Source organism: Neorhizobium petrolearium (assembly GCF_017873175.1).
Lineage (GTDB): Bacteria > Pseudomonadota > Alphaproteobacteria > Rhizobiales > Rhizobiaceae > Neorhizobium > Neorhizobium petrolearium.
Window position 1 is genome coordinate 134870 of the sequence record NZ_JAGGJW010000010.1, and the last position, 22491, is coordinate 157360.

Annotated in this window: 18 protein-coding genes and 1 pseudogene; 9 read left to right on the top strand and 10 right to left on the bottom strand. The window is 60.4% G+C overall.

Annotated elements, in window-relative coordinates:
* Positions 1 to 6 precede the first annotated feature (6 nt).
* Entirely contained in the window at positions 7 to 699 is a 693-nt protein-coding gene (locus J2046_RS19690) for a GntR family transcriptional regulator (RefSeq protein WP_210054761.1), read from the bottom strand.
* A gap of 252 nt (positions 700 to 951) precedes the next feature.
* Here J2046_RS19690 and J2046_RS19695 point away from each other — a divergent pair, with 252 nt between their 5' ends.
* From J2046_RS19695 to J2046_RS19720, 6 genes are read left to right on the top strand one after another with little or no spacing between them, the layout of a single operon-like run.
* Positions 952 to 2784 carry a gamma-glutamyltransferase family protein gene (locus J2046_RS19695; RefSeq protein ID WP_210054763.1) on the top strand — a complete coding sequence of 611 codons (1833 nt, stop codon included), beginning with the start codon at positions 952 to 954 and terminating at the stop codon, positions 2782 to 2784.
* Between the two features lie 37 nt (positions 2785 to 2821).
* Positions 2822 to 4339: an ABC transporter substrate-binding protein gene (locus J2046_RS19700; RefSeq protein ID WP_210054765.1), complete on the top strand. Its 1518-nt coding sequence runs from the start codon at positions 2822 to 2824 to the stop codon at positions 4337 to 4339.
* A gap of 25 nt (positions 4340 to 4364) precedes the next feature.
* Entirely contained in the window at positions 4365 to 5405 is a 1041-nt protein-coding gene (locus J2046_RS19705; RefSeq protein WP_081952687.1) for an ABC transporter ATP-binding protein, read from the top strand.
* On the top strand, positions 5402 to 6508 hold the full coding sequence (locus J2046_RS19710; RefSeq protein WP_210054767.1) for an ABC transporter ATP-binding protein: 1107 nt from the start codon (positions 5402 to 5404) through the stop codon (positions 6506 to 6508). Before J2046_RS19705 ends, J2046_RS19710 begins: the two co-directional genes overlap by 4 nt.
* A gap of 3 nt (positions 6509 to 6511) precedes the next feature.
* Positions 6512 to 7453, top strand: coding sequence for an ABC transporter permease (locus tag J2046_RS19715; RefSeq protein WP_037146321.1), 942 nt, complete (start codon positions 6512 to 6514; stop codon positions 7451 to 7453).
* A 2-nt stretch (positions 7454 to 7455) separates the two neighbouring features.
* Entirely contained in the window at positions 7456 to 8349 is an 894-nt protein-coding gene (locus tag J2046_RS19720) for an ABC transporter permease (protein WP_411828519.1), read from the top strand.
* A gap of 105 nt (positions 8350 to 8454) precedes the next feature.
* Here J2046_RS19720 and J2046_RS19725 read toward each other — a convergent pair whose 3' ends face one another.
* Genes J2046_RS19725 through J2046_RS19750 form a run of 6 tightly spaced genes read right to left on the bottom strand, consistent with a single transcriptional unit; the run spans position 8455 to position 15501 of the window.
* Positions 8455 to 10242: a gamma-glutamyltransferase family protein gene (locus tag J2046_RS19725; RefSeq protein WP_210054769.1), complete on the bottom strand. Its 1788-nt coding sequence runs from the start codon at positions 10240 to 10242 to the stop codon at positions 8455 to 8457.
* Positions 10243 to 10252: 10 nt separating this feature from the next.
* On the bottom strand, positions 10253 to 11035 hold the full coding sequence (locus J2046_RS19730; protein WP_210054771.1) for an ABC transporter permease: 783 nt from the start codon (positions 11033 to 11035) through the stop codon (positions 10253 to 10255).
* 3 nt (positions 11036 to 11038) lie between these two features.
* The gene (locus tag J2046_RS19735; protein WP_210054773.1) at positions 11039 to 11902 is read right to left on the bottom strand and encodes an ABC transporter permease; all 864 of its coding nucleotides are present in this window, start codon (positions 11900 to 11902) and stop codon (positions 11039 to 11041) included.
* A complete protein-coding gene (locus J2046_RS19740; protein WP_233470116.1) occupies positions 11899 to 12984 on the bottom strand; it encodes an ABC transporter ATP-binding protein in 1086 nt (361 codons plus the stop codon). The genes J2046_RS19735 and J2046_RS19740 overlap by 4 nt, the downstream gene beginning before the upstream one ends.
* The gene (locus tag J2046_RS19745) at positions 12971 to 14380 is read right to left on the bottom strand and encodes a BPL-N domain-containing protein (RefSeq protein WP_210054777.1); all 1410 of its coding nucleotides are present in this window, start codon (positions 14378 to 14380) and stop codon (positions 12971 to 12973) included. The genes J2046_RS19740 and J2046_RS19745 overlap by 14 nt, the downstream gene beginning before the upstream one ends.
* A 56-nt stretch (positions 14381 to 14436) precedes the next feature.
* Positions 14437 to 15501: an ABC transporter substrate-binding protein gene (locus J2046_RS19750; protein ID WP_210054779.1), complete on the bottom strand. Its 1065-nt coding sequence runs from the start codon at positions 15499 to 15501 to the stop codon at positions 14437 to 14439.
* A gap of 241 nt (positions 15502 to 15742) precedes the next feature.
* Between J2046_RS19750 and J2046_RS19755 the strand changes: the two genes are divergently transcribed.
* The 3 genes and pseudogenes from J2046_RS19755 to J2046_RS19765 all read left to right on the top strand — a co-directional run bounded on the left by J2046_RS19755 (position 15743) and on the right by J2046_RS19765 (position 19729).
* Positions 15743 to 16432: a FadR/GntR family transcriptional regulator gene (locus J2046_RS19755; RefSeq protein ID WP_037146334.1), complete on the top strand. Its 690-nt coding sequence runs from the start codon at positions 15743 to 15745 to the stop codon at positions 16430 to 16432.
* 795 nt (positions 16433 to 17227) lie between these two features.
* Positions 17228 to 17404 (top strand): annotated as a pseudogene (locus tag J2046_RS19760) (flavin-dependent oxidoreductase); the annotation flags it as partial.
* 207 nt (positions 17405 to 17611) lie between these two features.
* Positions 17612 to 19729, top strand: a complete 2118-nt coding sequence (locus J2046_RS19765) for a carboxy terminal-processing peptidase (protein WP_210054783.1) — start codon at positions 17612 to 17614, stop codon at positions 19727 to 19729.
* 131 nt (positions 19730 to 19860) lie between these two features.
* On the opposite strand, the gene J2046_RS19770 is transcribed toward J2046_RS19765, so the two are convergent.
* From J2046_RS19770 to J2046_RS19780, 3 genes are read right to left on the bottom strand one after another with little or no spacing between them, the layout of a single operon-like run.
* Positions 19861 to 21057, bottom strand: a complete 1197-nt coding sequence (locus tag J2046_RS19770) for an acetyl-CoA C-acyltransferase (RefSeq protein WP_210054785.1) — start codon at positions 21055 to 21057, stop codon at positions 19861 to 19863.
* Between the two features lie 2 nt (positions 21058 to 21059).
* Entirely contained in the window at positions 21060 to 21995 is a 936-nt protein-coding gene (locus J2046_RS19775) for an SDR family NAD(P)-dependent oxidoreductase (protein WP_210054787.1), read from the bottom strand.
* Positions 21996 to 22451: a MaoC family dehydratase gene (locus J2046_RS19780; protein ID WP_210054789.1), complete on the bottom strand. Its 456-nt coding sequence runs from the start codon at positions 22449 to 22451 to the stop codon at positions 21996 to 21998.
* Positions 22452 to 22491 lie beyond the last annotated feature (40 nt).

Below are 22491 nucleotides of genomic sequence, written 5' to 3' on the forward strand. Positions count from 1 at the left end.
CTTTCTTCAAAGATGACTTTTGGCGGCGGCTTCGTCTTCCTGTCGCTGGCGCTTGAGAAGGACTTCCTGGGCCGCGGAAACGAGGTGGCGGCGCAACGCGTTTTCTGCGGCTTTCGGGTCCTGATCGAGAATGGCGTCAACGATCTGCTGATGCTCGCGGCAGGAACGCTTGAGGCGACCCTTGTCCTTCAGCTGATATTTGCGGAAAGGCGCAAGCTTCAGCCTCAGGGTCTGCGCGGCCGAGATGAGATCGCTGTTGTGGCTGCCCTGGAAGAGCAGGCTGTGAAACCGTGTGTTGATCTCGTTATAGGCCTCGTGATCGCCCTCGTCGGCCAACGCATTCATCTCCCGATGCATGCTTTCGAGTTCCGCCCGCTCGCTCATCGTCATCCGGTGTGAGGAAAGCCGGCCACAAGTTGCCTCGAGTTCCGCCATCGCTTCGAACATCTCGTCGATACGCTGCGCCGAAATCTGGATGACGACGACGCCCTTGTAAGGCTCACGTTCGGCAAGACCACGGCCGCAAAGAATGTGCAATGCCTCGCGAACTGGCGTCCGCGAAACGCCGAACTGCGCCGCGATCGATGTTTCATCGAGACGTGATCCCGCCGGAATATCGCCATTGATCACGGCTTCCTCCAGCTGTTCTGCAACGAAATCACTTCGACTTTTCTTGGCGTTAGCCGGAGTTTCCAGCATCAGGCATTCCCCTTTGCCCATTTCGGGTTGTCTGCTTGTATCGTTTTGATCGCCCAATCGGCAACATATTACACAATCTGCTTGCAATGTCGGCAATAAATATACAGTATGTCCACAGAGAGGGGCTGTCGCATGCGATGCGGCACTTAACATTGAGACTTGTATATAATCCAGCACCAACATGCGGTCCCGCCGGTAACCTCTGCGAAGAGGCTGAAAGATGGGGCGCACGCGGCTGGCCGGGGAATTGCTATGACCTTCACAACACGACCGGAACTCAGGGGCACGTTCGGAGCAGTGTCGTCGACCCACTGGCTCGCCTCAACGGTCGGTATGTCCATGCTGGAAAAAGGCCATACGGCCTTTGACGCCGCGGTTGCGACCGGCTTTGTCCTTCAGGTTGTCGAACCCCATCTCAACGGCCCTGCGGGCGAAGTGCCGATCATTGTCACACCTGCCGGCGCAACGGCCCCGACTGTGATTTCCGGTCAGGGGCCTTCCCCGTCCAAGGCCACGATGAAGTACTTCAAGGAACTTGGCCTCGATATTATTCCGGGAACCGGGCTGCTTGCGGCCTGCGTACCGGGCGCATTCGGCGCATGGCTGACCCTGTTGCGCGACTACGGCACGGCTGAACTGGAAGACGTGCTGGCCCCGGCGATCTATTATGCACGGACCGGCCATCCGCTGGTGCCGCGTATTGCCAACACGATCACCTCCATGCGCCAGCTGTTCGAAACGCATTGGCCGAGCTCGGCGGAAGTTTACCTGCCTGGCGGTGTGGCGCCGCAATCCGGCAAGCTTTTCCGCAATCCACTGATTGCAGACCTCTACCAGAAGATCATCGACCAGACGAAATCGGCCAAGACTCGCGAAGCGCGGATCGATGCTGCGCTTGATTTCTGGTATCGCGGCCCGGTCGCCGAACGGATTGAGGAATTCTGCGCAACGGAAGAAGTCTGGGATGTGTCCGGCCGTCGCCACAAGGGTCTGATCACAGCCCAGGACATGGCCGATTACAAGCCGCTGATCGAAAAGCCGGTTTCCACCACCTATGGCGATTGCGAGGTCTTCAAGTGCGGGCCGTGGTCGCAGGGCCCGGTTCTTCTGCAGATGCTGAACATCCTCAAGGGCACGGATATCGCCGATCTCGACCCGATGAGTGCCGATTTCGTGCATCTCGTCGTCGAGACCACCAAGCTTGCGATGGCTGACCGCGATTCCTGGTATGGCGACAGTACCGACGTGCCGATGGGGGCGCTCTTGTCTTCCGACTATGCCGATACCCGCCGGGCTCTGATCACCAACACGGCCTCGATGGAAGTGCGCCCCGGTACGCCGGACGGCCGCAATCCCAATATGCCGCCGCTGCGCACAGTCGGCACGATTCATCAACCCGGCCTTGGCGGCGGAGAGCCGACAGTCGCCCGTGAACCCAAGCTGCCGAACGACAGGTATGGCGAACCGGCGCTCACATTAGAGGGCGCACAGCGCGGCGATACGGTGCAGGTCAGCGCCGTCGACCGCTGGGGGAATATGGTTTCAGCAACGCCTTCCGGTGGATGGTTCCAGTCGAGCCCGGTCATCCCGGGCCTCGGCTTCAGCCTCACCACCCGCGGCCAGATGTTCTGGCTCGAAGAAGGTCTAAATTCGTCACTCATGCCGTCGAAGCGTCCGCGCACAACGCTAACCCCGTCCACCGTCTTCCGCAACGGCCAGCCCTACATGGCCTTCGGTACGCCGGGAGGCGACCAGCAGGACCAGTGGCAGCTCATTATGCTGATGTACCATATCCATCACGGCATGAACCTGCAGGAGGCGATCGACGCGCCGTCCTTCCACACCGACCACCTGCCGTCTTCGTTCTGGCCGCGTGAGATCAGTCATGGCGCGATCACGCTGGAATCCCGCTTCCCGGAGGCAGTGCGCGAAGATCTCGCGGCCCGTGGTCACAGGATTACCGTTGCCGATGCCTGGTCCGAGGGCCGTCTTGCAGCCGTCGCACGGGAAATGGATGGCGACGTTCAGCTGATCAAGGCTGGTTCCAACCCGCGCGGCGTCCAGGGTTACGCGGTCGCACGCTAGGCCGAAACAAAGAGTTCTAAACAAGAGAGGGAATTCGATGAAACCACTTTACCTCGCACTCGTAGCCGGCCTGGCGCTTGGCGGCCTGGCCTCCGCCACGGCACCTGCCGCTGCCCAATCCGTTCTGAAGATCGGCCTGCAGGACGATCCGGATACGCTGGATCCGTCGACCAACTGGAGCTTCGTCGGTCGCCACGTTCTTCAGTCGCTTTGCGATAAGATCGTCGATATCGATGAAAACGGCAAGATCATCCCGATGCTTGCCGTAAGCTGGGAATGGAGCGCCGACAGCAAGACGCTGACCCTGAAGCTTCGTGACGACGCCGTTTTCCATGACGGCACCAAGGTCGATGCCGCCGCGATCAAGTACAATCTCGAGCGGGCCCTCAACGCAAAATTCTCTCGCCGCAAGCCGGAAATCAGCGCGATCAACACGGTTGACGTCGTAGACCCGACCACGGTTCAGATCAATCTGAAGTCGCCGTCCGTTCCGCTGCTCGCGGCCCTCAGCGACCGCGCCGGCATGATCATCAGCCCGACGGCAGGTGAAAAGCTCGGCGAGAAGTTCACCGATGCTCCCGTCTGCTCCGGCCCGTACAAGTTCGTCGAGCGCGTCGTTCAGGACCGCATCGTCCTTGAAAAGTTCCCGCAATATTACAACGCCGAGAAGTATAGCTTCGACCGCCTGATCTATCGCGGCATGCCGGATTCCAACGTCCGTCTGCTGAACCTGCGTTCCGGCCAGCTTGACCTGATCGAGCGTCTCGCGGCAACGGACGTCGAAGCCGTCAAGAAGGACAAGGCGCTGGCCGTCGATCCGGTCGTCGGCCTCGGCTACTATGGCATCACTTTCAGTATCGGCGGAGAAGGCGCAAACCTCGATGCCGGCAAGAAGGCCGCAATCCGCGAAGCCTTCAGCCTCGCAATCGACCGCGAAGCGATCAGCAATGTCGTCTTCGACGGCCAGGCATCGATCGGCAACCAGCCGTTCCCTCCGTCGAGTCCCTTCTACGACAAGAAGTTCCCGGTTCCGGCCCGTGACATCGAAGCCGCCAAGAGGAAGATGGCGGAAGCCGGCGTGACGTCCGTCGATCTCGAACTCCTCGTTCCGACCGACGCCGAGCGCCAGCAGGTCGCGACTCTGATCCAGGCCATGGTTCAGGAAATCGGCATCAATGTTTCGATCAAGCCGACCGAGCTGATGACGCTGCTCGACATCGCCCGCCAGGGCAAGTTTCAGTCCCACCTCGTCGGCTGGAGCGGTCGTGTCGACCCTGACCTGAACATCACTCCGATGCTCTCCTGCGGTGCGCCGACCAACGATGCGCATTACTGCAACAAGGAACTCGACGCGACGCTCGAAAAGGCTCGTTCGATCGGCGACGTGGAAGCTCGCAAGGCCGAATACAGCAAGGCCGTCGCAATCCTCCAAAAGGACCTGCCGATCGTCTACCTGTACCACTCGCAGTGGATCTTCGCCCACAACTCCAACATCGTTGGCATGAAGCCCGCTCCGGATGGCATCATCCGTCTGGCTGGCGTCAGCCGTAAATAATACCCAAGCTGACACAAAAGCTTCGATGAGCACGTCTCAACATACACTTGAAAACCAGTCAGCCCGATCCGTTCGGGCTGACGACGCACGTGCGTCGGTGCTGGACGTCAATAACCTGCGCGTCGTCTTTGAGGGCGATATGCGTACGGTCACCGCCGTGGACGGAGTCAGCTTTTCGGTCGGGAAGGGCCGCACCCTCGCGATCGTCGGTGAGTCGGGTAGCGGTAAGAGCGTTACCTCGCTTGCCATCATGCGGCTTCTGCCCGAACACAGTGCCCGCATTTCCGGCAGCGTCAATTTCGACGGACGGCAATTGCTCGAGGAAACGAAGAGCGGCATGCGCAGCCTTCGCGGCAACCGGCTGGCGATGATCTTCCAGGAGCCGATGACCTCGCTCAATCCGTCCTATACGGTTGGTGAACAGATCAACGAAGTCATTCTGCGGCACCGGCAGATGTCGAAGAAGGAAGCGACCGAACGCGCCATCGCCATGCTGAAGTTGGTGCGCATCCCCTCGCCCGAGACCCGTTACCACCAATATCCGCACAATCTTTCCGGCGGCATGCGCCAGCGCGTGATGATCGCCATGGCGCTTGCCTGCGATCCGGAACTGCTGATCGCCGACGAACCGACCACCGCGCTGGATGTGACGATCCAGGCGCAGGTGCTGGAACTGATGCGCGAACTGCAGCAGGAGACCGGCACGGCCATCATCCTCATCACCCACGATCTCGGCGTGGTCGCAGAATCCTGCGACGACGTGATCGTCATGTATGCGGGCCAAGTGGTTGAACAGTGTTCCGTCGAGGAACTGTTTACCTTCCCGCAGCACCCTTACACAGTCGGTCTGCTCGGCTCGCTGCCGCGTCTCGATGAGAAGCGCGAACAACTCGTCGCCATAACCGGCACGGTGCCGGACATGGCCAATCCGCCGTCAGGCTGTCGCTTCCAGTCGCGCTGTCCGTTCCGCATCGAAAAATGCGCTGAAATGCCCGAACTGATCGAAGTCTCCGCCGGTCATTTCAGCCGCTGCTGGCGTGCGCCCATGCAGGACCTCGTCCCATGACCCAGACTACCACAACTCCCATTATCGAAGCCCGCGGGCTCGGCCGGAAATTCGTGGTCAAGCGCACCGTGTTCGGCCGCCCGCTGGCATCAGTCGGCGCCGTCGAAGATGTCACCCTGAGGCTGATGCCGGGCGAAACGCTCGCGATCGTCGGCGAATCCGGCTGCGGCAAGTCCACGCTCGGCCGCCTGCTGATGCGGCTGATTAGACCGAGCGCCGGTGAAGTTTTCATCGATGGCCAGAATGTCACCAATCTCAGCCATGCGGCGATGCGTAAACAGCGGCGGCATGTCCAGCTGATCTTCCAGGACCCCTATGCGTCGCTCAATCCGCGCATGACGATCGCTCAAACGATCGCCGAACCGCTGATGCTGCACAATATCGTTCCAGCGGGCCAACGCGCCAGGCGCGTCGCCGAACTCCTCGAAATGGTCGGCCTTCGCCCGGAACAGGCAAGCCGTTATCCGCACGAATTCTCCGGTGGCCAGCGCCAGCGTGTGGTCATTGCACGAGCGCTTGCTTCCGAGCCGAAGGCGATCATCTGCGACGAAGCGGTTTCCGCTCTCGACGTCTCGATCCAGGCGCAGGTGCTCAACCTCCTGAAGGACCTGCAGAAGCGCCTCGGCCTCGCCTTCGTCTTCATCTCGCACGATCTGGGCGTCGTGAAGCACATCGCCGACCGTGTCGCCGTCATGTATCTCGGCAATGTCGTCGAGATGGGCACCGCCGACGAAATCTTCGCGGTGCCCCGCCATCCCTATACGCGGGCTCTGCTGTCGGCCATTCCAGTCGCCGCTCCGCCGAGTCACCAGCGCGCAAAGGCCGCCCGCCTGCGTGGCGACTTACCGAGCCCGCTTTCGCCGCCGGAAGGTTGCCGCCTGCATACCCGCTGTCCGTACGTGCGGCCGGAATGCAAGACCGTCAGCATGAAGCTCGACGTGGAGCCGAACGGCCATGCGAATGCCTGCGCCTTCTGGCGCGAACTACCGGCGCAGGATGCCGCTGAAGTCGCCCGCGAGCCGCGCAATCCTAAGCTCGAAGAACTGTTCGCGGCGTTTGAAGCCATGGCCAAGCGGCCGGCCCAGACCGTGACAGGAGGCTAAACCATGTCATCGCTTCTCGCACGCCGCCTTCTGCAGCTTATCCCGACCGTCGTTTTGCTGTCGCTGATCATCTTTTCGCTGCAGCATCTTCTGCCGGGCGACCCGGCGCTGGTGCTGGCCGGCGAGAATCCGGATGAGGCAACGCTTGCCGCCATCCGCGCCCAGTACCATCTCGATCAGCCGTTGATCGTTCAATATCTCTACTGGGTAAAGGGCGTATTCGTCGGCGATCTTGGCGAATCCATGCGCCACAACCGTCCGGTCCTCGAACTGATCCTGCTGAAGCTGCCGGTTACCCTGCAGCTTGCCGTCATGGGCATCATCGTGGCGCTCGTACTCGGCATTGCCGGCGGCGTCATTTCGGCGCTTCGCCAGAACACGCCGGTCGACTATGCGACCAACGTCGTGTCGCTCGCCGGTATTTCGCTGCCAAACTTCTGGCTCGGCATCATGCTCATCATGTTCTTCTCGGTAAACCTCGGCTGGCTGCCGGCGTCGGGCTTCGTCAGCCCCTGGGAAGATCTGAAAATGAACCTGTCGACAACGATCATGCCGGCCTTCGTGCTGGGCACCGGTATCGCTGGCGTCATCATGCGCCACACCCGTGGTGCCATGCTGCAGGCGCTGGAAAGCGATTACGTCCGCACCGCCCGCGCTAAGGGCCTCAGCGAATGGGTCGTCGTGTTCAAACATGCGATGCGCAATGCGCTGACGCCGATCATCACGCTCGGCGCGCTGGAATTCGGCGCGCTGCTCTCCGGCGCGGTGCTGACCGAACAGATTTTTACGATCCCCGGCTTCGGCAAGCTGATCGTCGATGCGGTCTTCACCCGCGACTATCCCGTGGTGCAGGGCGTCGTGCTCGTGACTTCGCTGTTCTACATCATCCTCAACCTTCTGGCTGATATCGGATACATCCTCGTCAACCCAAGACTGAGAAGCTGACCGTGCCGACGATCTCGGAAACCAAATCTGTTGCCACTCCCAGGGGAAACCCCGTCACGCACTTCTTCCGCGGCCGCCTGTGGCGGCGGCTGTCGAAACGAAAGAGCGCGCTTCTTGGCCTCGCGGTCGTGCTGCTCATGGTGTTCGTCGCCGTCTTCGCGCCGTTGCTGGCCCCATACGATCCGGCTGCCCAGAGCTGGACACTGGTCCGCAAAGCCCCGTCCATGGCGCATTGGTTCGGCACGGACGAAGCCGGCCGCGACATGCTTTCGCGCATCATCTGGGGCGCGCGCGCCTCGCTGATGGCCGGCCTTACCTCGGTTGCGATCGCGATGGCAATCGGCGTTCCGCTCGGCCTTGCCGCCGGTTTCCTCGGCGGCATCATTGACGGTTTCATCAGCCGTTTTACCGACGCCATGCTCGCCTGCCCGTTCCTGATCCTGGCGATCGCCTTCGCGGCCTTCCTCGGCCCGAGCCTGACGAATGCCATGCTTGCAATCGGCATCACCGCCACGCCGCTCTTCATCCGCCTGACCCGCGGTCAGGTTCTGTCGATCAAGGCGGAGGAATATATCGAGGCTGCGAGCGCCGTGGGCAATCCGCAATGGCGCATTGCAGTGCGCCACATCCTGCCGAACATCCTGCCGCAGTTGATGGTGCAGGCGACACTGACGATCGCATCCGCGATCATCGCAGAAGCCAGTATGTCCTTCCTAGGCCTCGGCCTCCAGCCGCCGGCCCCGTCCTGGGGTTCGATGCTGAACTCGGCGCAACGCTTCCTCAGCAATGCGCCCTGGATGGCGCTCTGGCCCGGCATGGCGATTTTCATGACCGTGCTGTCGTTCAACCTTCTGGGCGACGGTCTGCGCGACGCGTTGGACCCGCGGTCTCGATAGAGGACTCTCAACATCTTCATTCCAGAAACATCGATGTCTATCCGCTGAAGGGTCGCATGGACAAGCAGGATATGGAATGGGGACGGTGCCCGATAGGACGATCGGTCAGCGTACGATCGCGTAGCTCTGGGCGTGGCGAGGCGTCGCCGCGCCGTAGAGCAGACCGTTTCGTCTTTCGACGGCACAGACGCGGCCGAGAGCCCAGCTCTCTTGGACGGAGAGCTTGTGGCCTCGCTCGCGCAGCGTATCAAGAACAGACGCGTCATACCGGTCTTCGATGAGAAGACGGCCGAGTTCGTATTCGCGTGGATAGAAGGATCCCGGCCAGTGCTTGCTGTGGAACATGGGAGCGTCGATCGCGCGTTGCAGGCCGTGTCCGTGCAGGACATGCCGCAGGAATACCGTCAACGGCCATTGATCCTGCTGGTCGCCGCCCGGTGTCCCGATCGCAAGGAAACCTTCTCCGTCTCTGGTCACCAATGTGGGGGTGAGGGTGGTGCGGGGGCGGGTTCCGGGCCGCAGCGTCGAAGGTAGGCCGTCATCCAGCCAGAACATCTGGGCTCGAGTGGAGATCGGAAAGCCAAGCCCTGGCACGACGGGCGAGCTCTGCAGCCAGCCGCCGCTCGGTGTCGCCGAGACCATGTTGCCGAAACGGTCGACGATATCGAGATGGACGGTGTCGCCCTCGATCTCGGGCACAGCGGCGAACGTGACCTCGCCGCCGCCCGGCCCCTGCGGAACCTTGCTGCCGGCGCGGGCTGCGATCCGCTCCAGCCTTTCCGCCGCCCCGGAAAGATGGCTGGCGGCCAGCCGCTGCGAAGCCTCGGAACCAACCAGTTTGGCCCGCTCCCGGGCGTAGTCATCGGAAAGCAGGGTTTGAACCGGGATGTCTGAACTGTTCGGATCGCCGTAAAACGCCTCGCGATCGGCAAAGCAGAGTTTGGCGCTTTCGACGACCGTGTGGATGAAGTCGGCGCCGTATGGGTCGAGACTGCCGATGTCGAGCTGCGACAGCAGTGCTAGCTGCTGCAGGAAGACCGGTCCTTGTCCCCACGGGCCGGTCTTATGGACCGTCAACCCATGAAAATCGCGGGACACGGTCCTTTCCTTCGTCGCCGACCAGCGGGCAAGGTCATCGCCGCGAAGCAGACCACCATTGCGGCGGCCCGTCGTGTCGAACAGTTCCGCCGACCGGTAGAAGCGGTCGATAGCTTCCGCGACGAAGCCGCGATAAAAAGCCGTTCTCGCGGCTTCGATTTGGTCAATACGATCACCGCCCGCTGCCCTTGCCTCGTCGAGAATGCGCCGGTATGTCGCGGCGATGGCCGGTGTGCGCATCAGGGCGGCGGGTTTCGGTACTCGGTCATGCGGCAGCCAGACCTCGGCCGAGGTCGGCCATTCGTTGCGGAACAGATCCTCGACCGGAATGATCGACGCGATCGCCCGCGGCAGCAGCGGGAAGCCGTTTTCCGCGTAATCGATGGCATAGGAGAAGATATCTTCGAGCGGCAGAGTGCCGTAATCGCGCAGCAATAGCATCCAGGCATCGAAGGCGCCGGGAACGACGGCCGGCAGAAGTCCCGTGCCGGGCACCATGTCGAGGCCGAGCGAGCGGAAAGCCTCCAGGCTGGCCAGAGCTGGAGACACGCCCTGACCGCAGATGACGACCGGTTCGTCCTCGCCCGCGCTCTTGAGGATGATCGGGACTTCACCGCCGGGCCCGTTCAGATGCGGTTCGACGATCTGAAGGGTAAAGCCGCAGGCGGCAGCCGCGTCGAACGCATTGCCGCCGCGCTCCAGCACCGACATGCCGACGGACGTACCCAGCCAATGGGTGGAACTGACCGCGCCAAAAGTGCCGCTGAGTTCGGGGCGTGTGATAAAGGGTGCCATATCCGACTGCCTATCTCTGGACGAGTTGCTTGGCGCCGACCAACCGTTCGGCCAGCACAAGCACGAAGAGGATGATGAGGACTTGCAATGCCGAGGCCGCGGCGACGACGAGTTGGTTGCCCTGGAATTGCAGGTAGCTGAATATTTCGATCGGCAGTGTCACGATGCCCGGCCCCGTCAGGAACAGCGCGGTGTTCAGTTCCCCGAAGGAGACGACGAAGGCGAACAGCCAGCCAGAGAGAACTCCTGGCCAGATGATCGGTAGGGTGATCAGCATGAATGAACGCACCGGCCCGGCGCCCAGACTCTGGCCTGCTTCTTCCAGTGTTGTGTCGAAGCTTTGCAGCGAGGTCAGCACGGCTCGGAAGGCGTAAGGCAGGCAGACGACCACATGCGCGATGAAAAGGCCCGGCAACACGCTCATGTTGACCGTTTTGTAGAGCAGCAACAGCGCAAGCCCGAGGATAAGCGCCGGAAACACCAGCGGCGCCATGATGAGCATCTGAAGGAAGGTCGAAAGGCCGTTCCGGTTGCGAGAGACATAGATGGCACCCAGAAGTCCGAGCAGGGCGGAAGCACAGGCCGAGGTGAGCGCCAGAACGATGCTGAGCATGAAGGCGTTGCGCATTTCGGCTATTCCGAAGAATTCGACGAACCAGCGCAGCGAGAAGCCGGGTGGCGGAAAGACAAGCGCATCGCCCGAGCTGAACGACACGATCAGCACGACAAGGATCGGCCCCATGATCAGGGTAAGCGCGATGCCGACGATAAGGCGGAGGAAGACGGCTCCCATGGTTCAGCCCTTCCCCTGTACGCGATTAGGTCGAACGACGAGCTGAATGATGACCGCAATAATCAGGGCGATGATCAGCAGCGCAAAAGAGAGAGCCGCAGCGCGGGGCCACCGGAAGGTGGTGACGCTGTCGAATACCAAGCTTACCAGCAGCTTGTAGCGTGGCCCGCCGAGGAGCGCGATGGTCACGTAGGCGCTCAGCGTCAGGAAGGTGACAAGCATAAGGCCGGATGCGATGCCTGGGCTGGAAAGCGGCAGGGTAACGCGCAGGAAAGCACGCCACGGGCTGGCGCCGAGCGAATAGGCGGCTTCGGTATATCGCGTGTCTATGGTGGTCAGCGAGTTGGTGAGCGAGACGATCATGAAGGGCAGAAGGATCGTCAGCAGTCCGAGCGTTACCGCCTCGAAGGAATAGAGATATTGCACCGGCCGTTCGATGAGGCCAACGCCTGTCAGCGTGCTGCTGACCAAACCGCGCCGTCCCAGGATAGCGACCCAGCCATAGGCCCGGACCACGTTACTGACCATCAGCGGTACCATCATCACCATCAGCATGATCATGCGCCCTCGGGCGGACAGCCGGGCTGCATAGAAAGCGACGGGATAGCCGATCAGCAGGCAGAGGGCGAGGACGATGGCCGTAGACAGCAATGTCCGCCGGATGATCAGCAGGTAGAAGGAGTCGGTGAAGATTTCGGCATAGTTGATCAGCGTCGGCTCGAGATCAAAGAGCGACGTTCCCGAGTTCGTCATGAAGCTGACGAACAGCAGGTAGCAAAGCGGCACAACGAAAAACAGGCCGAGGATCACCAACGGTGGCAAGGCGACAGCGTAGAGCAGAGATGATGCGGGAAGGACCCTGTTCATGTCGGATCCTCCAGTGCGACGGCGCTTGCCGTTTCCCATGACAGCCCCACGGAGGTGCCGGTCTCTATATCGGCTGGCGTCGCGGCGGTGTTCTGCAGTACCGCGTTGAGGGCTATTCCTCCCATGTCGAGGTAAAGGAAGGTCTGGGCGCCTCGATAGATGACGTCCTTCACCACCGCCCGAATGCCGCTTTGCGGATCGAGCACGATCTTCTCCGGCCGCAAGGCGAAGCGCAGCTTCCCCTTGCTGACGGGCGTGCCGGAAACCTGAATGAGATTACCGGCGACGTCCACGACAGCACGATCTCCTTCGCGGCCCCGCACATGTCCTTCGAGAATGTTGCTCGCGCCGAGAAAAGTTGCGACGAATTCGGTGCGCGGCCGGTCGTAAATGTCTTTCGGTGTGCCAGCCTGCTGGATGCGGCCGTGGTTCATCACCGCCACCCGGTCGGACATGGTCAGCGCCTCTTCCTGATCGTGGGTGACGAAGACCGTGGTCATGCCGAGGCGGTGCTGCAACTGGCGGATTTCCACCTGCATCTGCTCGCGAAGCATCTTGTCCAGCGCGCTCAGGGGTTCATCGAGCAGCAGTACGTCCGGCTCGAACACGACGGCACGAGCAAGCGCGACGCGTTGTTGCTGGCCGCCGGAAAGCTGGCGCGGGTAGCGGTCCGCAAACTTTCCAAGTGCCACGAGGTCGAGAACGGCGGCAACCTTCTGGCGGATGACATCCTTTCCGATGCCGCGCATCTGCAGACCGAATGCCACGTTTTCGGTGACGCTCAGATGCGGGAAAAGCGCGAAATTCTGAAAGACCATGCCGAAGCTTCGCTTGTAGGCCGGTATGCCCGTCACATCCTTTCCGCGAATATATACCTGTCCCCTGGTCGGCTGCTCGAAACCGGCGATGAGGCGAAGGGTTGTTGTCTTGCCGCATCCGCTCGGCCCGAGCAGCGCAAACAGCGTCCCACGCTCGATCTCGAGGTCCAGGGAGTGCAGAGCGGTCGCGGTTTCAAACGACTTTTCGACCGAGACGAAGCGTACATCGGATGCGCCGACCGAGGTGGTGCTATCGGTTTTCATGGGATGTCTCCAGGGCATTGTCGCACCGCATGATACGCAGTCCTGCGGCGCAGAGCCTGATCGGCATTTCGGTCAACACCAGGGTTTCGGTAGGCTTCGACGGGGCTTCGAGCGAGGGGAGGGATGCCTGCAGGACGCCGACAAGGCCATCGACCAGCCGGATGTCGACGAGGCCTGCGGCACATTCAGTCCGGATGCCCGCCAGCACGTCTTGCCATTCCTGCTTCAGCCTTTCGAATTCGGCGGAGAGGAGGTGGTGCATTGCCTCGGTCTCGGAGCACGCCAGGGCCTCCAGCCTGACAAACGAGGCGATCATGGCCGCGTCCAATTCGTTGAGCAGCTGCAGGAGTTCGTGCGGCGAGACCTTCTTCATTTCAGAGATGGCGCCATCGCCTCGCCTTTCGAACAAACCGAGATAGACAAGCGCATTATAGATCAGTCTGAAACCCGCGCAGTCTTCCTTCATGAAGAAGCGTAGCGTCTCGTCCATGACCTTGAAGCCGCGAATGGGAAGAAACCGCCGAACGTAGGCTTCAAGCACGATGCCCTTACGCAGGAACTCGCCCATTTCCGGGTGCGGCGAAAAGATGATCACCTTGCCGCGTCCGAGATTGGCGGAAAGAACGGCGGGCGTGTTTTTCATCTCGCGATCGAAGAGTGACGGTGCAAGCGGGTTGTCGATGAACAGCCGGCTTTCAGAAATGAAATTGCGGAAGTGTCCGAGCGAGACTGCAGCCCGAACCGAATTCGAATATACCGGTCCGTGATAGTATGGCAGTTCGATCGCCTCCGGCAGGCCGCGTCCAAGAACCGGGTCGCTGACCGAAATGCCCAGCACCGCGGCTCCGGTTGAAAGATACTCCTGCGTATAATTCGGGGTCGCGTCGATCGCGCGCAGCCAGCCCGGCCGCCCGTCCGAGGCATAGAAGCCGCCGCCGCAGGAACCCATGAACGCGCCGCCCGCGGAGATGAAAGCGTGGATTGCCGCGTCGATGCCGGCGAGGTTTTCGGCGCGATCCAGGCCCCAGGTAGCGAAGCCGCCCGGCATGACGAGCAGATCGTAATCCGAAAGCGCCCCGGCCACGATCTGCCGGCCGTCGATTGGCGAGAAGGTCAGCCCCAGGCTGAGCAGGGAATGGGCATAATAGGCCCAGTAGGGATAGCCGACGGCCTCGCCCGCGTAGATTGCGATGCGCGGAGGCGCACTTGTCTCAGGCAGACCTTCGGCAGCTTCGCCGGTCAGGCCAAGTCTCGCAGCGGCTTCAGCGAGTTGCCCGTCGACCACGAATCCTTCGGCACCGTCGGCCGCGGGGAATTGATATGCGCGGCATCGATTGAGGAACGTCAGAGGAATGCCGGTGAACGCTCCGCGGTCAGCCAGCTTGAAAATCGTCATGAGATTGGGATTCCTGCCATTTGGTGCGGCGGCCATAAGGCCGCCGTCCATTGTCTTCAACCGCCCGAAACGACGCGGTTCCAGCGGTCGGTCCATTGGCCGCGGTTGGCGGACATGAATTCCTGATCTAGGTCGACGATACGCGCCGTCTCTTCCGGCGAGAACTGAACTCTCTCCTGCAGTTCCACGGGCAGCTTGGCCAGCGTGTCGGGATGCGTGCCGCCGTAGTTGAACACCTGGGCGACCCACCCTTGCGTCGATGGGTCGATCGTCATGTTCACGTACTGCTCGGCCAGCACCTTGTTTTTGGTATTCTTGGCAATGCCGGTTCCGGAGAGGTAGGAGATCGCTCCTTCCTTCGGAAAGACCCATTCGACCTTTCCACCCTGCTGTCGCACCGTATAGGTCTGCGACTTGTAAAGCAGGCCGACGGCCGCTTCCTCGTTGACCAGCGCGCTCATGATGGTGTCCGTATCTTTGGCCCAGATCGGATCGAGAGCGGCCATCTTGCCCAGCATGTCGAAGCCGGCTTCGCCGTCCCTGGCGTCCTTGCCGGCTGCCATTGCGCCGATCGGGATGATGTAGGGGCCGATCGAATGGGTGATTTCCGGCAGGACGATCTGTCCCCGATAGTCCTCGTTCCACAGATCCGCAAAGCTGGTGGGAGGCTTTTTGACCAGGTTCGGGTTGTAGGCAATCCCGAGGGCGGAGTAGATCATCGCCACCCAACCCTTGCGCTTGAAGCGGTCAGGCACGGCGGCAAGAAAAGGCAAATTCTGAGAGTTCGGATCCAGTTCTTCCAGAACGCCCTGAGCCTCCGCCAGCGGGACGACACCATCATGGAGCTGAACGAGATCGTAGACCTGGTTGCCGAGGCTGATCTTCAGCTTGGTGATGCGCTCGACGGGGCTGGATCCACGATCCTGCACGATCTTGACGCCGGTCTTTTTCGCAAAGGGCGTATCGACATTTTTGGCCATGCCATCGCCCCACAGACCGCCCCAGGTCATCATTGCAAGTGACTCGGGTTTCGATTGTGCGAAGGCGAGGCGCGCCGAGCCGATGGCTGGAGAGGCAAGCGCGGCTGAGGCCGCGAGTTTCATAAAATTACGTCTGTCCATTTTGTTCCCCTTATATGAACCATTTCAAATTGGTTCCATAAATACACAGAGCCTTTTACGTCTGCTGCTGCGATCGGGTCTTATTTTCTTGTCATTCGATGGGCATAGTCAAGCTAATTTCCCGCAATTATGCCATATAATGAATCAAATTGATTAGTCTGCCTAAAAAAATGGCGCAGTGCACATCTTGATAAATGGTTCGCAATGGTTCATGTTGTGGCCGCGAATATGAGGAATAATCGTGTCGACGAGAAACAAGCAAAATCTGCTCGATACGCTACGTGCAGCAATCGAGGCCACGGACGAACGGTTCATTAGGGAGGAGCGGCTTCTGCCGGAGCGCGAACTGAGCGATCGGTTCGGTGTAGGGCGGCGTGCCGTCCGAGAGGCATTGAATGAACTCGAAGGGGAGGGGCTGCTTTTCAGAAAGCAGGGGCTTGGAACGTTTGTTCGAGAGGTAGGGCCAAAGTCCACGAGCCTCAAATCGCTCACCAACCGGACCAGCCCCCATGACATCATTGAGGTCAGACTGGAGATCGAGCCGGTGCTGGCCCGTTTTGCCGCGACGCGCGCGACGCCGAAAGACATCGACCAGATGAAGCTTTTCGTCCGCAGGGCGGCGCAAGCTGCAACGCCACGGGAATACGAACGATGGGACAGCGCCTTCCATACCAAGATTGCGGAAAGCGTTCGCAATACGATGTTCTGGGGCGTATTCCGCCTCATCAATTCCGTGCGTAAGGAACAGCATTGGGTGAATTCGCGGACGCGTGTTTTCACCCACGGAGTGAGCGAGGAGATGGTCCGTCAACATAACGCCATCGTTGCCTCGATTGCGGCGAGGGATCCGCAGGCAGCTGAGGACGCCATGCGTGATCATATCGCGACTGCGGGCGTGCGGATCAGCCAGTCGATCGTGGAAAGTCTCTGAAGACAAGAAGCTCCTAGCCCCAGGCACTGCCGTTTCCAGCGCGCCCGGCCCGGACTTGATAGCCCGTCCTGGCAAGCAATGTTCAATTTCACATTTCTTGATGGCCGCGAGGGCACACTTTTCACGGCGATTTCCACCCACGGTGGGATCATCATCGATTCCGCCAACCATTCGACAGGGCGATGATGTTCGTGCCTTCTTCGTGCTGATGATCCTAGCAACGCTTCTCAACGGTCCTGCTAACGTCATCGAAAGGCGCGTCGGACCTTCACAATTCGAGTTGTCGGATCGTGAGTAAACGTCCCGAAAATCAAACCTGCGCCCAGGCGCAGGGCATATAATGGTTCCTCGTCACGCGTACCGACCTCAACCCAGTTTAGCGGCGATCTTAAGATCGTCAAAGGTGTCGCTTCGGCGCCGCTCCCTGGGTCGATATGGGGTTAAGGGAACGGCTCAAGGCAGCCGGGAACTATGAAATCGCGACGACGTCGGTCACTGGCGCATCACCTTTTCAGTGATCTGTTTTCGCGATGACTTCAAAGAATCTAACTATTTGTCATTCGTCAAGAACAGCTCTAACGATGGTCATACATCGGACATCAAATGAACCGGCGCTTCTTCGAGTTCTGTTGATGGCGATGATCGGGAGGATTGCAATAGCTTTAGGACTGACCACGGCAGGCACTTCCTGTGGTGGCGAAGCTTTGCCCAAAACCCCGAACCAGTTTCGAGTGTCTTCCGGCGGCATCCGGCGGGAGGTGCCAGCTATTCTCGCATGGGAGATGGGAGCAGACCATGGAAGTGACGATTGTAGGTGGAGGCATTGGCGGGTTGACGCTTGCGCTCATGCTTCATGAAGAGGGCATCGCGCGTTTACGAAGCAGCCCGGAATTGAAGGCGCTGGGCGTAGGGATCACCCTCCTGCCGCATGCCTCACGCGAGATGTGCCGGCTCGGCCTTGAGGATGCCCTGGTCAAGGTGGCGATCACCAATTTGTGATTTTCGCGCAGAACTGAGCTGGTTTTGGAGTGAACCGCCGATGTTCGTTGAAGCGTCGCGTCCGGTAGTACAGCTGCGACAGATAAAAAAGCAGCACATTCGTTAATCTGCCAAAATGCTATCATCGTTGAGCAGCATTGAGCAGAATGAGCTTGCCACCGCAGAAGGGAATAACGCTGAATGCGCATACAATTTGGTCTCCTGGGATTAATCCTTTCGATTGCGTCACCCGCATATTCCCTGGAACCCGCGCCTCCGATTCTGGAGCCGCTAAAACGGCAGGAGCAAGCTGCCCATGTGAGCGCGCAATTCCTGACGCGATATGCTTATAGGCCTGTACTGCTGAACGATGCCTTGTCAGCGACAATCATGAACCGGTTCATCAAGTCCCTGGATGCGGACCGGATGTTGTTCCTGCAGGCTGACATCGACAAATTCATGGCTGAAAGCACAAAGGTCGATGACGCCATTCTCCGCGAAGACCTCAAGATTCCATTTTCGATTTTTAACGTCTATTCGCAAAGGCTTGTAGATCGCATGACCTATGCACGGAGCCTGCTCAAGCAGGGCTTCGATTTCAGCCTTCAGGAAGACTATTCCATGTTGCGCGACGAGGCTCCCTGGGCGCAGTCGGAGGCGGAAAGCAACGAACTGTGGCGCAAGCGCGTAAAAAACGACTGGCTCCGCTTAAAGCTGGCAGGCAAGGCCGACGCGGCAATTCGCGATACGCTCGACAGGCGCTTTAAAAATATTATCGAGCGCGTGTATTCGTCCAAGAGCGACGATGTCTTTCAGTCGTTCATGGACGCCTACACAAACTCCGTTGACCCGCATACGGATTATTTTGGTGCCGCCGCTTCAGCTGAATTCGACATCTCGATGAAGCTTTCGCTCGTCGGGATCGGTGCTGTCTTGCAGGAACGCGACGGCTACACCACGATCCGTGAGCTTGTACCAGGGGGGCCGGCGCAACTGTCCGGTAAGCTGGCGGTCGGTGATCGCATCATCGGTGTCGGACAAGGCGATGATGGCGCGGTAAAGGAGGTAGTAGGCACCCGCCTTGACGAAGTCGTCCAAATGATACGCGGGACAGAAGACTCTGTTGTCAGATTGGAGATCTTACCGGCGAACGCCGGAGAAAGCGGGAGCCATCGCCTTGTTAGTCTGGTGCGAGACAAAGTCAGCCTTGAAAAGCAGGCCGCAAAGAAGACCATCCTTCCGGTCAAAGACAGCGGAACCACGCGCAGAATTGGAGTGATTACCCTTCCGGCGTTTTATGAGGACTTCGAAGCGCGGCAAAACGGCGACAAGGACTATAAAGGGGCAAGTCGTGACGTCGCTAAACTTCTCGGTGAACTGAAGAAGGAAAACATCGATGGCGTTCTCATCGATCTACGCGGTAACGGCGGAGGTTCGTTGGCCGAGGCGATAAATCTGACGGGCCTGTTCGTCGGGAAAGGCCCGGTGGTTCAGCAACGTAACGCCGAAGGCAAAATCAAAGTGGAAAGCGATGATCTGCCTGCGCCTGTTTGGGCAGGTCCCGTAGGCGTATTGATCAATCGTGGCTCGGCGTCCGCTTCCGAGATCTTTGCTGCAGCAATACAGGATTACGGTCGCGGCGTGATTATCGGCGAGCCCAGTTTCGGCAAGGGTAGCGTACAAACCGTGGTCAGTCTTGATCAGGTCGCTCGAAATGGGGAGCCGAAATTCGGCGAGCTGAAATTGACTGTTGCCCAGTTTTTTCGGGTGAATGGCGGGACGACGCAGCTGCGTGGCGTCACCCCAGATATAAGTCTGCCCGGGCTTTTCGATCCCAGGACATTTGGCGAAGCAAGTTATGACAATGCACTGCCCTGGACGCAGATCAAACCTGCGAAACACAAGGTTGCGGGCAATATGGCGGGGTTGTTGCCGCAATTGCAGAGCCGCCATGATGCGCGGGTGAAAAACGAGCCGGACTTCCAGCGGTTCGCCGAAGACATTGCAGAGCTTAAGGCCCAGCGCGAAAAACGTACCATTTCTCTCAATGAACTAGTACGCCGCAAGGAAATGGCCGTGCTGGCGACGCGCAGCAAGGCGCGCGAGCAAACAAATGCCGGGATGGTTCGTGGCGACGATGACGGCTTGCAAGCAGATGAGCGAAGCTTGACTGCTGATATTGCCATCGAGAGCGCCCGTAAGAACGCGAAGGATGTTTTGCGGAACGAGGCCGCGGCCATCGTTGCCGATGCGGCGGATTTGTTGGAGAGAGCGGTGAAGCCCATCACAAGACGGTCGAAAAACGCCGTGGGAGAATAGTGGCTTCCGATCCCTCTCCAATGACGATCCTGCACGCTGCCTGGCATGCGCACAGTCTCCGCCTCGACGAAGCCTGTGGCCTTGCCCGGGGCTGTTCCCTCATGTGATGCGGGAGAATCCGACGCACGCCGTTACAAGACCTCGAATAAGCCGGCGGCGCCCATTCCTCCGCCCACGCACATGGTGCAGACGACGTATTTCGAGCCCTGTCGGCGTCCTTCGATCAGCGCGTGCCCGACCATTCTCGCCCCCGACATGCCATAGGGATGCCCGATCGAGATTGCCCCGCCATTGACGTTGAGGCGATCGTCGGGGACGTCTAGCGCCCGCGCGCTTGCAAGGACCTGGCAGGCAAAGGCTTCGTTGAGCTCCCAGAGATCGATGTCATCTATCCTAAGACCGTTTGCCTTCAGCAGCTTGGGCACGGCGTGGATCGGCCCGATGCCCATTTCGTTGGGCTCGCAGCCGGCCACGGCCATGCCAACATATCGACCGAGTGGACGCAGGCCGCGACGATGGGCCTCGGCTTCCTCCATCAGCACGGCGGCGGAGCCTCCGTCCGAAAGCTGGCTTGCGTTGCCGGCCGTGATCGAACAGCCCTCTGTAACCTGCTGCCCTCCCGAAAACACTGGACCAAGGCGGGCGAGATCCTCCATCGTGGTCGCGGGACGATTTCCCTCGTCGCGGTCGAGCATCACTTGAGTCTGCGACGTTTGCCCGCTTTCAGGATCGACAACCTGCTTGGTGGCGCTCATCGCGACGATCTCGTCTTCGAAGAACCCTGCAGCCTGGGCTTTTGCTGTGCGCTGCTGCGATTGCAGCGCGTAGGCGTCTTGGTCCTCGCGGGAGACACCGTAGCGGCTGGCGACAATCTCGGCGGTTTCCAGCATGGACATGTAGAGCGACGGTCTATGTTGCAGTATCCATTTGTCCCTGTCTCGGCGCAGGTCCGGGGTCTGGACAAGGCTGATGCTCTCGACGCCCCCGCCGATGACAACGGCCATCCCGTCGACGACGATCTGCTTCGCTGCAGTGGCGATGGCCATCATGCCGGACGCGCATTGCCGGTCGATCGCCATGCCAGCGACCGAGGCGGGCAGACCCGCGCGCATGGCAGCTTGTCGACCGATGTTGTAGTCCCCATAGCCCTGCTGCATGGCCGAACCGATCACGCAGTCGTCGATCTCGGCGGGCTCCACTGTGGCTCTTTGAAGGGCGTGGCGGATCGCATGCGCGATCAGCTCCTGTGGGGAGGTGTTGTTGAACGCGCCGCGATAGGCCTTGCCGATGGGGGTTCGAGCCGTCGATACGATTACCGCGCTGCGCATTTTCAGGCCTCGTTCCAGGGGAGTGGCAAACCTCGCGCGGCAGCAGCCATGCGGGCGTATTTCCGGGTTTGGGAGAAGGCGTTTTCCATGACGTCCTGATCCTCGGGGCTGCGGATCGCGGCCAGCGACGCCATGACCCCTTCCGGGCTCAGCTGCTCGCCAGTGAGAGCGATGCCCTGTGTCTCGTAGATCCGGATCTCCGCGAAGCATCCGGCGCCCGCGCCAAGGATCATTTTCGTGGGGGCATCCTCGCAGACCAGCGCCAGGAGACCGGGCGTGATCGTCTCGGGGCCGAGCAGCTCCAGCACGTCCTGGCTCAACAGGCCTTCGGTCATCCGTGTCGCTGCGGTCGGCGCAAGCGTATTGACGCGGATGTTCTTGCGCGCACCTTCCTGGGCGAGCACATTCATCAGCCCGAAGACGCCCGCCTTGGCGGAGCCGTAGTTCGACTGACCGAAGTTTCCGTAGAGACCCGAGGTGGAGGTGGTCATGACGATGCGGCCGTATTCGCGCTCGATCATGTGGTTCCAGACCGCCTTGGTGCAGTTGGCGCTACCGATCAGGTGAACGTCGACGACCGTGCGGAAATCATCCATGTCCATCTTCGCGAAGGTTTTGTCCCGCAGGATCCCGGCATTGTTCACCAGGATGTCTACCGCGCCAAAGGCGGCGATCGCCTCCGCGACCATGGCTTGCACCTGATCGAAATCCGTCACGTTCGCGCCGCTTGAGATTGCGTTTCCGCCGCCGGCGCGGATTTCCTCCACCACGGCGCGGGCGGCTTGCGATCCCTCGATTGTGCCGTCCGTCGCGACCCCCAGATCGTTCACCACCACGTTCGCGCCGCGCGCCGCGAGACCAAGCGCGTGGCTGCGGCCGAGACCCGTGCCGGCACCCGTGACGATGGCCGTCCGGCCGTCAAAGCGAATTTCTTTCATTTATGTCTCTCCGAAATAGTGGCGTGTGATCCATTCGACCACCAGCGCCGGTTTCGTCTGCCCCTCGATCTCGACGGTCACGTCGAGGATGGTGTCGAGCGCGTTCTCCCTGGTCTGGACGTCGTGCAGCGTGAAATTCCCACGCACGCGGCTGCCGACGCGAACCGGCGAAAGGAAGCGCACCTTGTTCATCCCGTAATTCACGCCCATCACCTCGCCCTCGATCTGGGGGCCACCGTCGAAGAGCATGGCGGAGAGCAGCGAAAGGGTCAGGAAGCCGTGCGCAATGGTCGCGCCGAAAGGGCCGCTCGCCGCCTTTTCCGCGTCGATGTGGATAAACTGATGGTCCTCGGTCACATTGGCGAAGGCATTGATCCTGTGCTGGTGGATGGTGAACCACCGCGACTGTCCGACCGACTGTCCGATGCACCTCTCAAGAGCAGCCCGCGTATACATTCGTGTTCCTTCCGCCTTCGATTTCCCGTCCGCCGCCTGC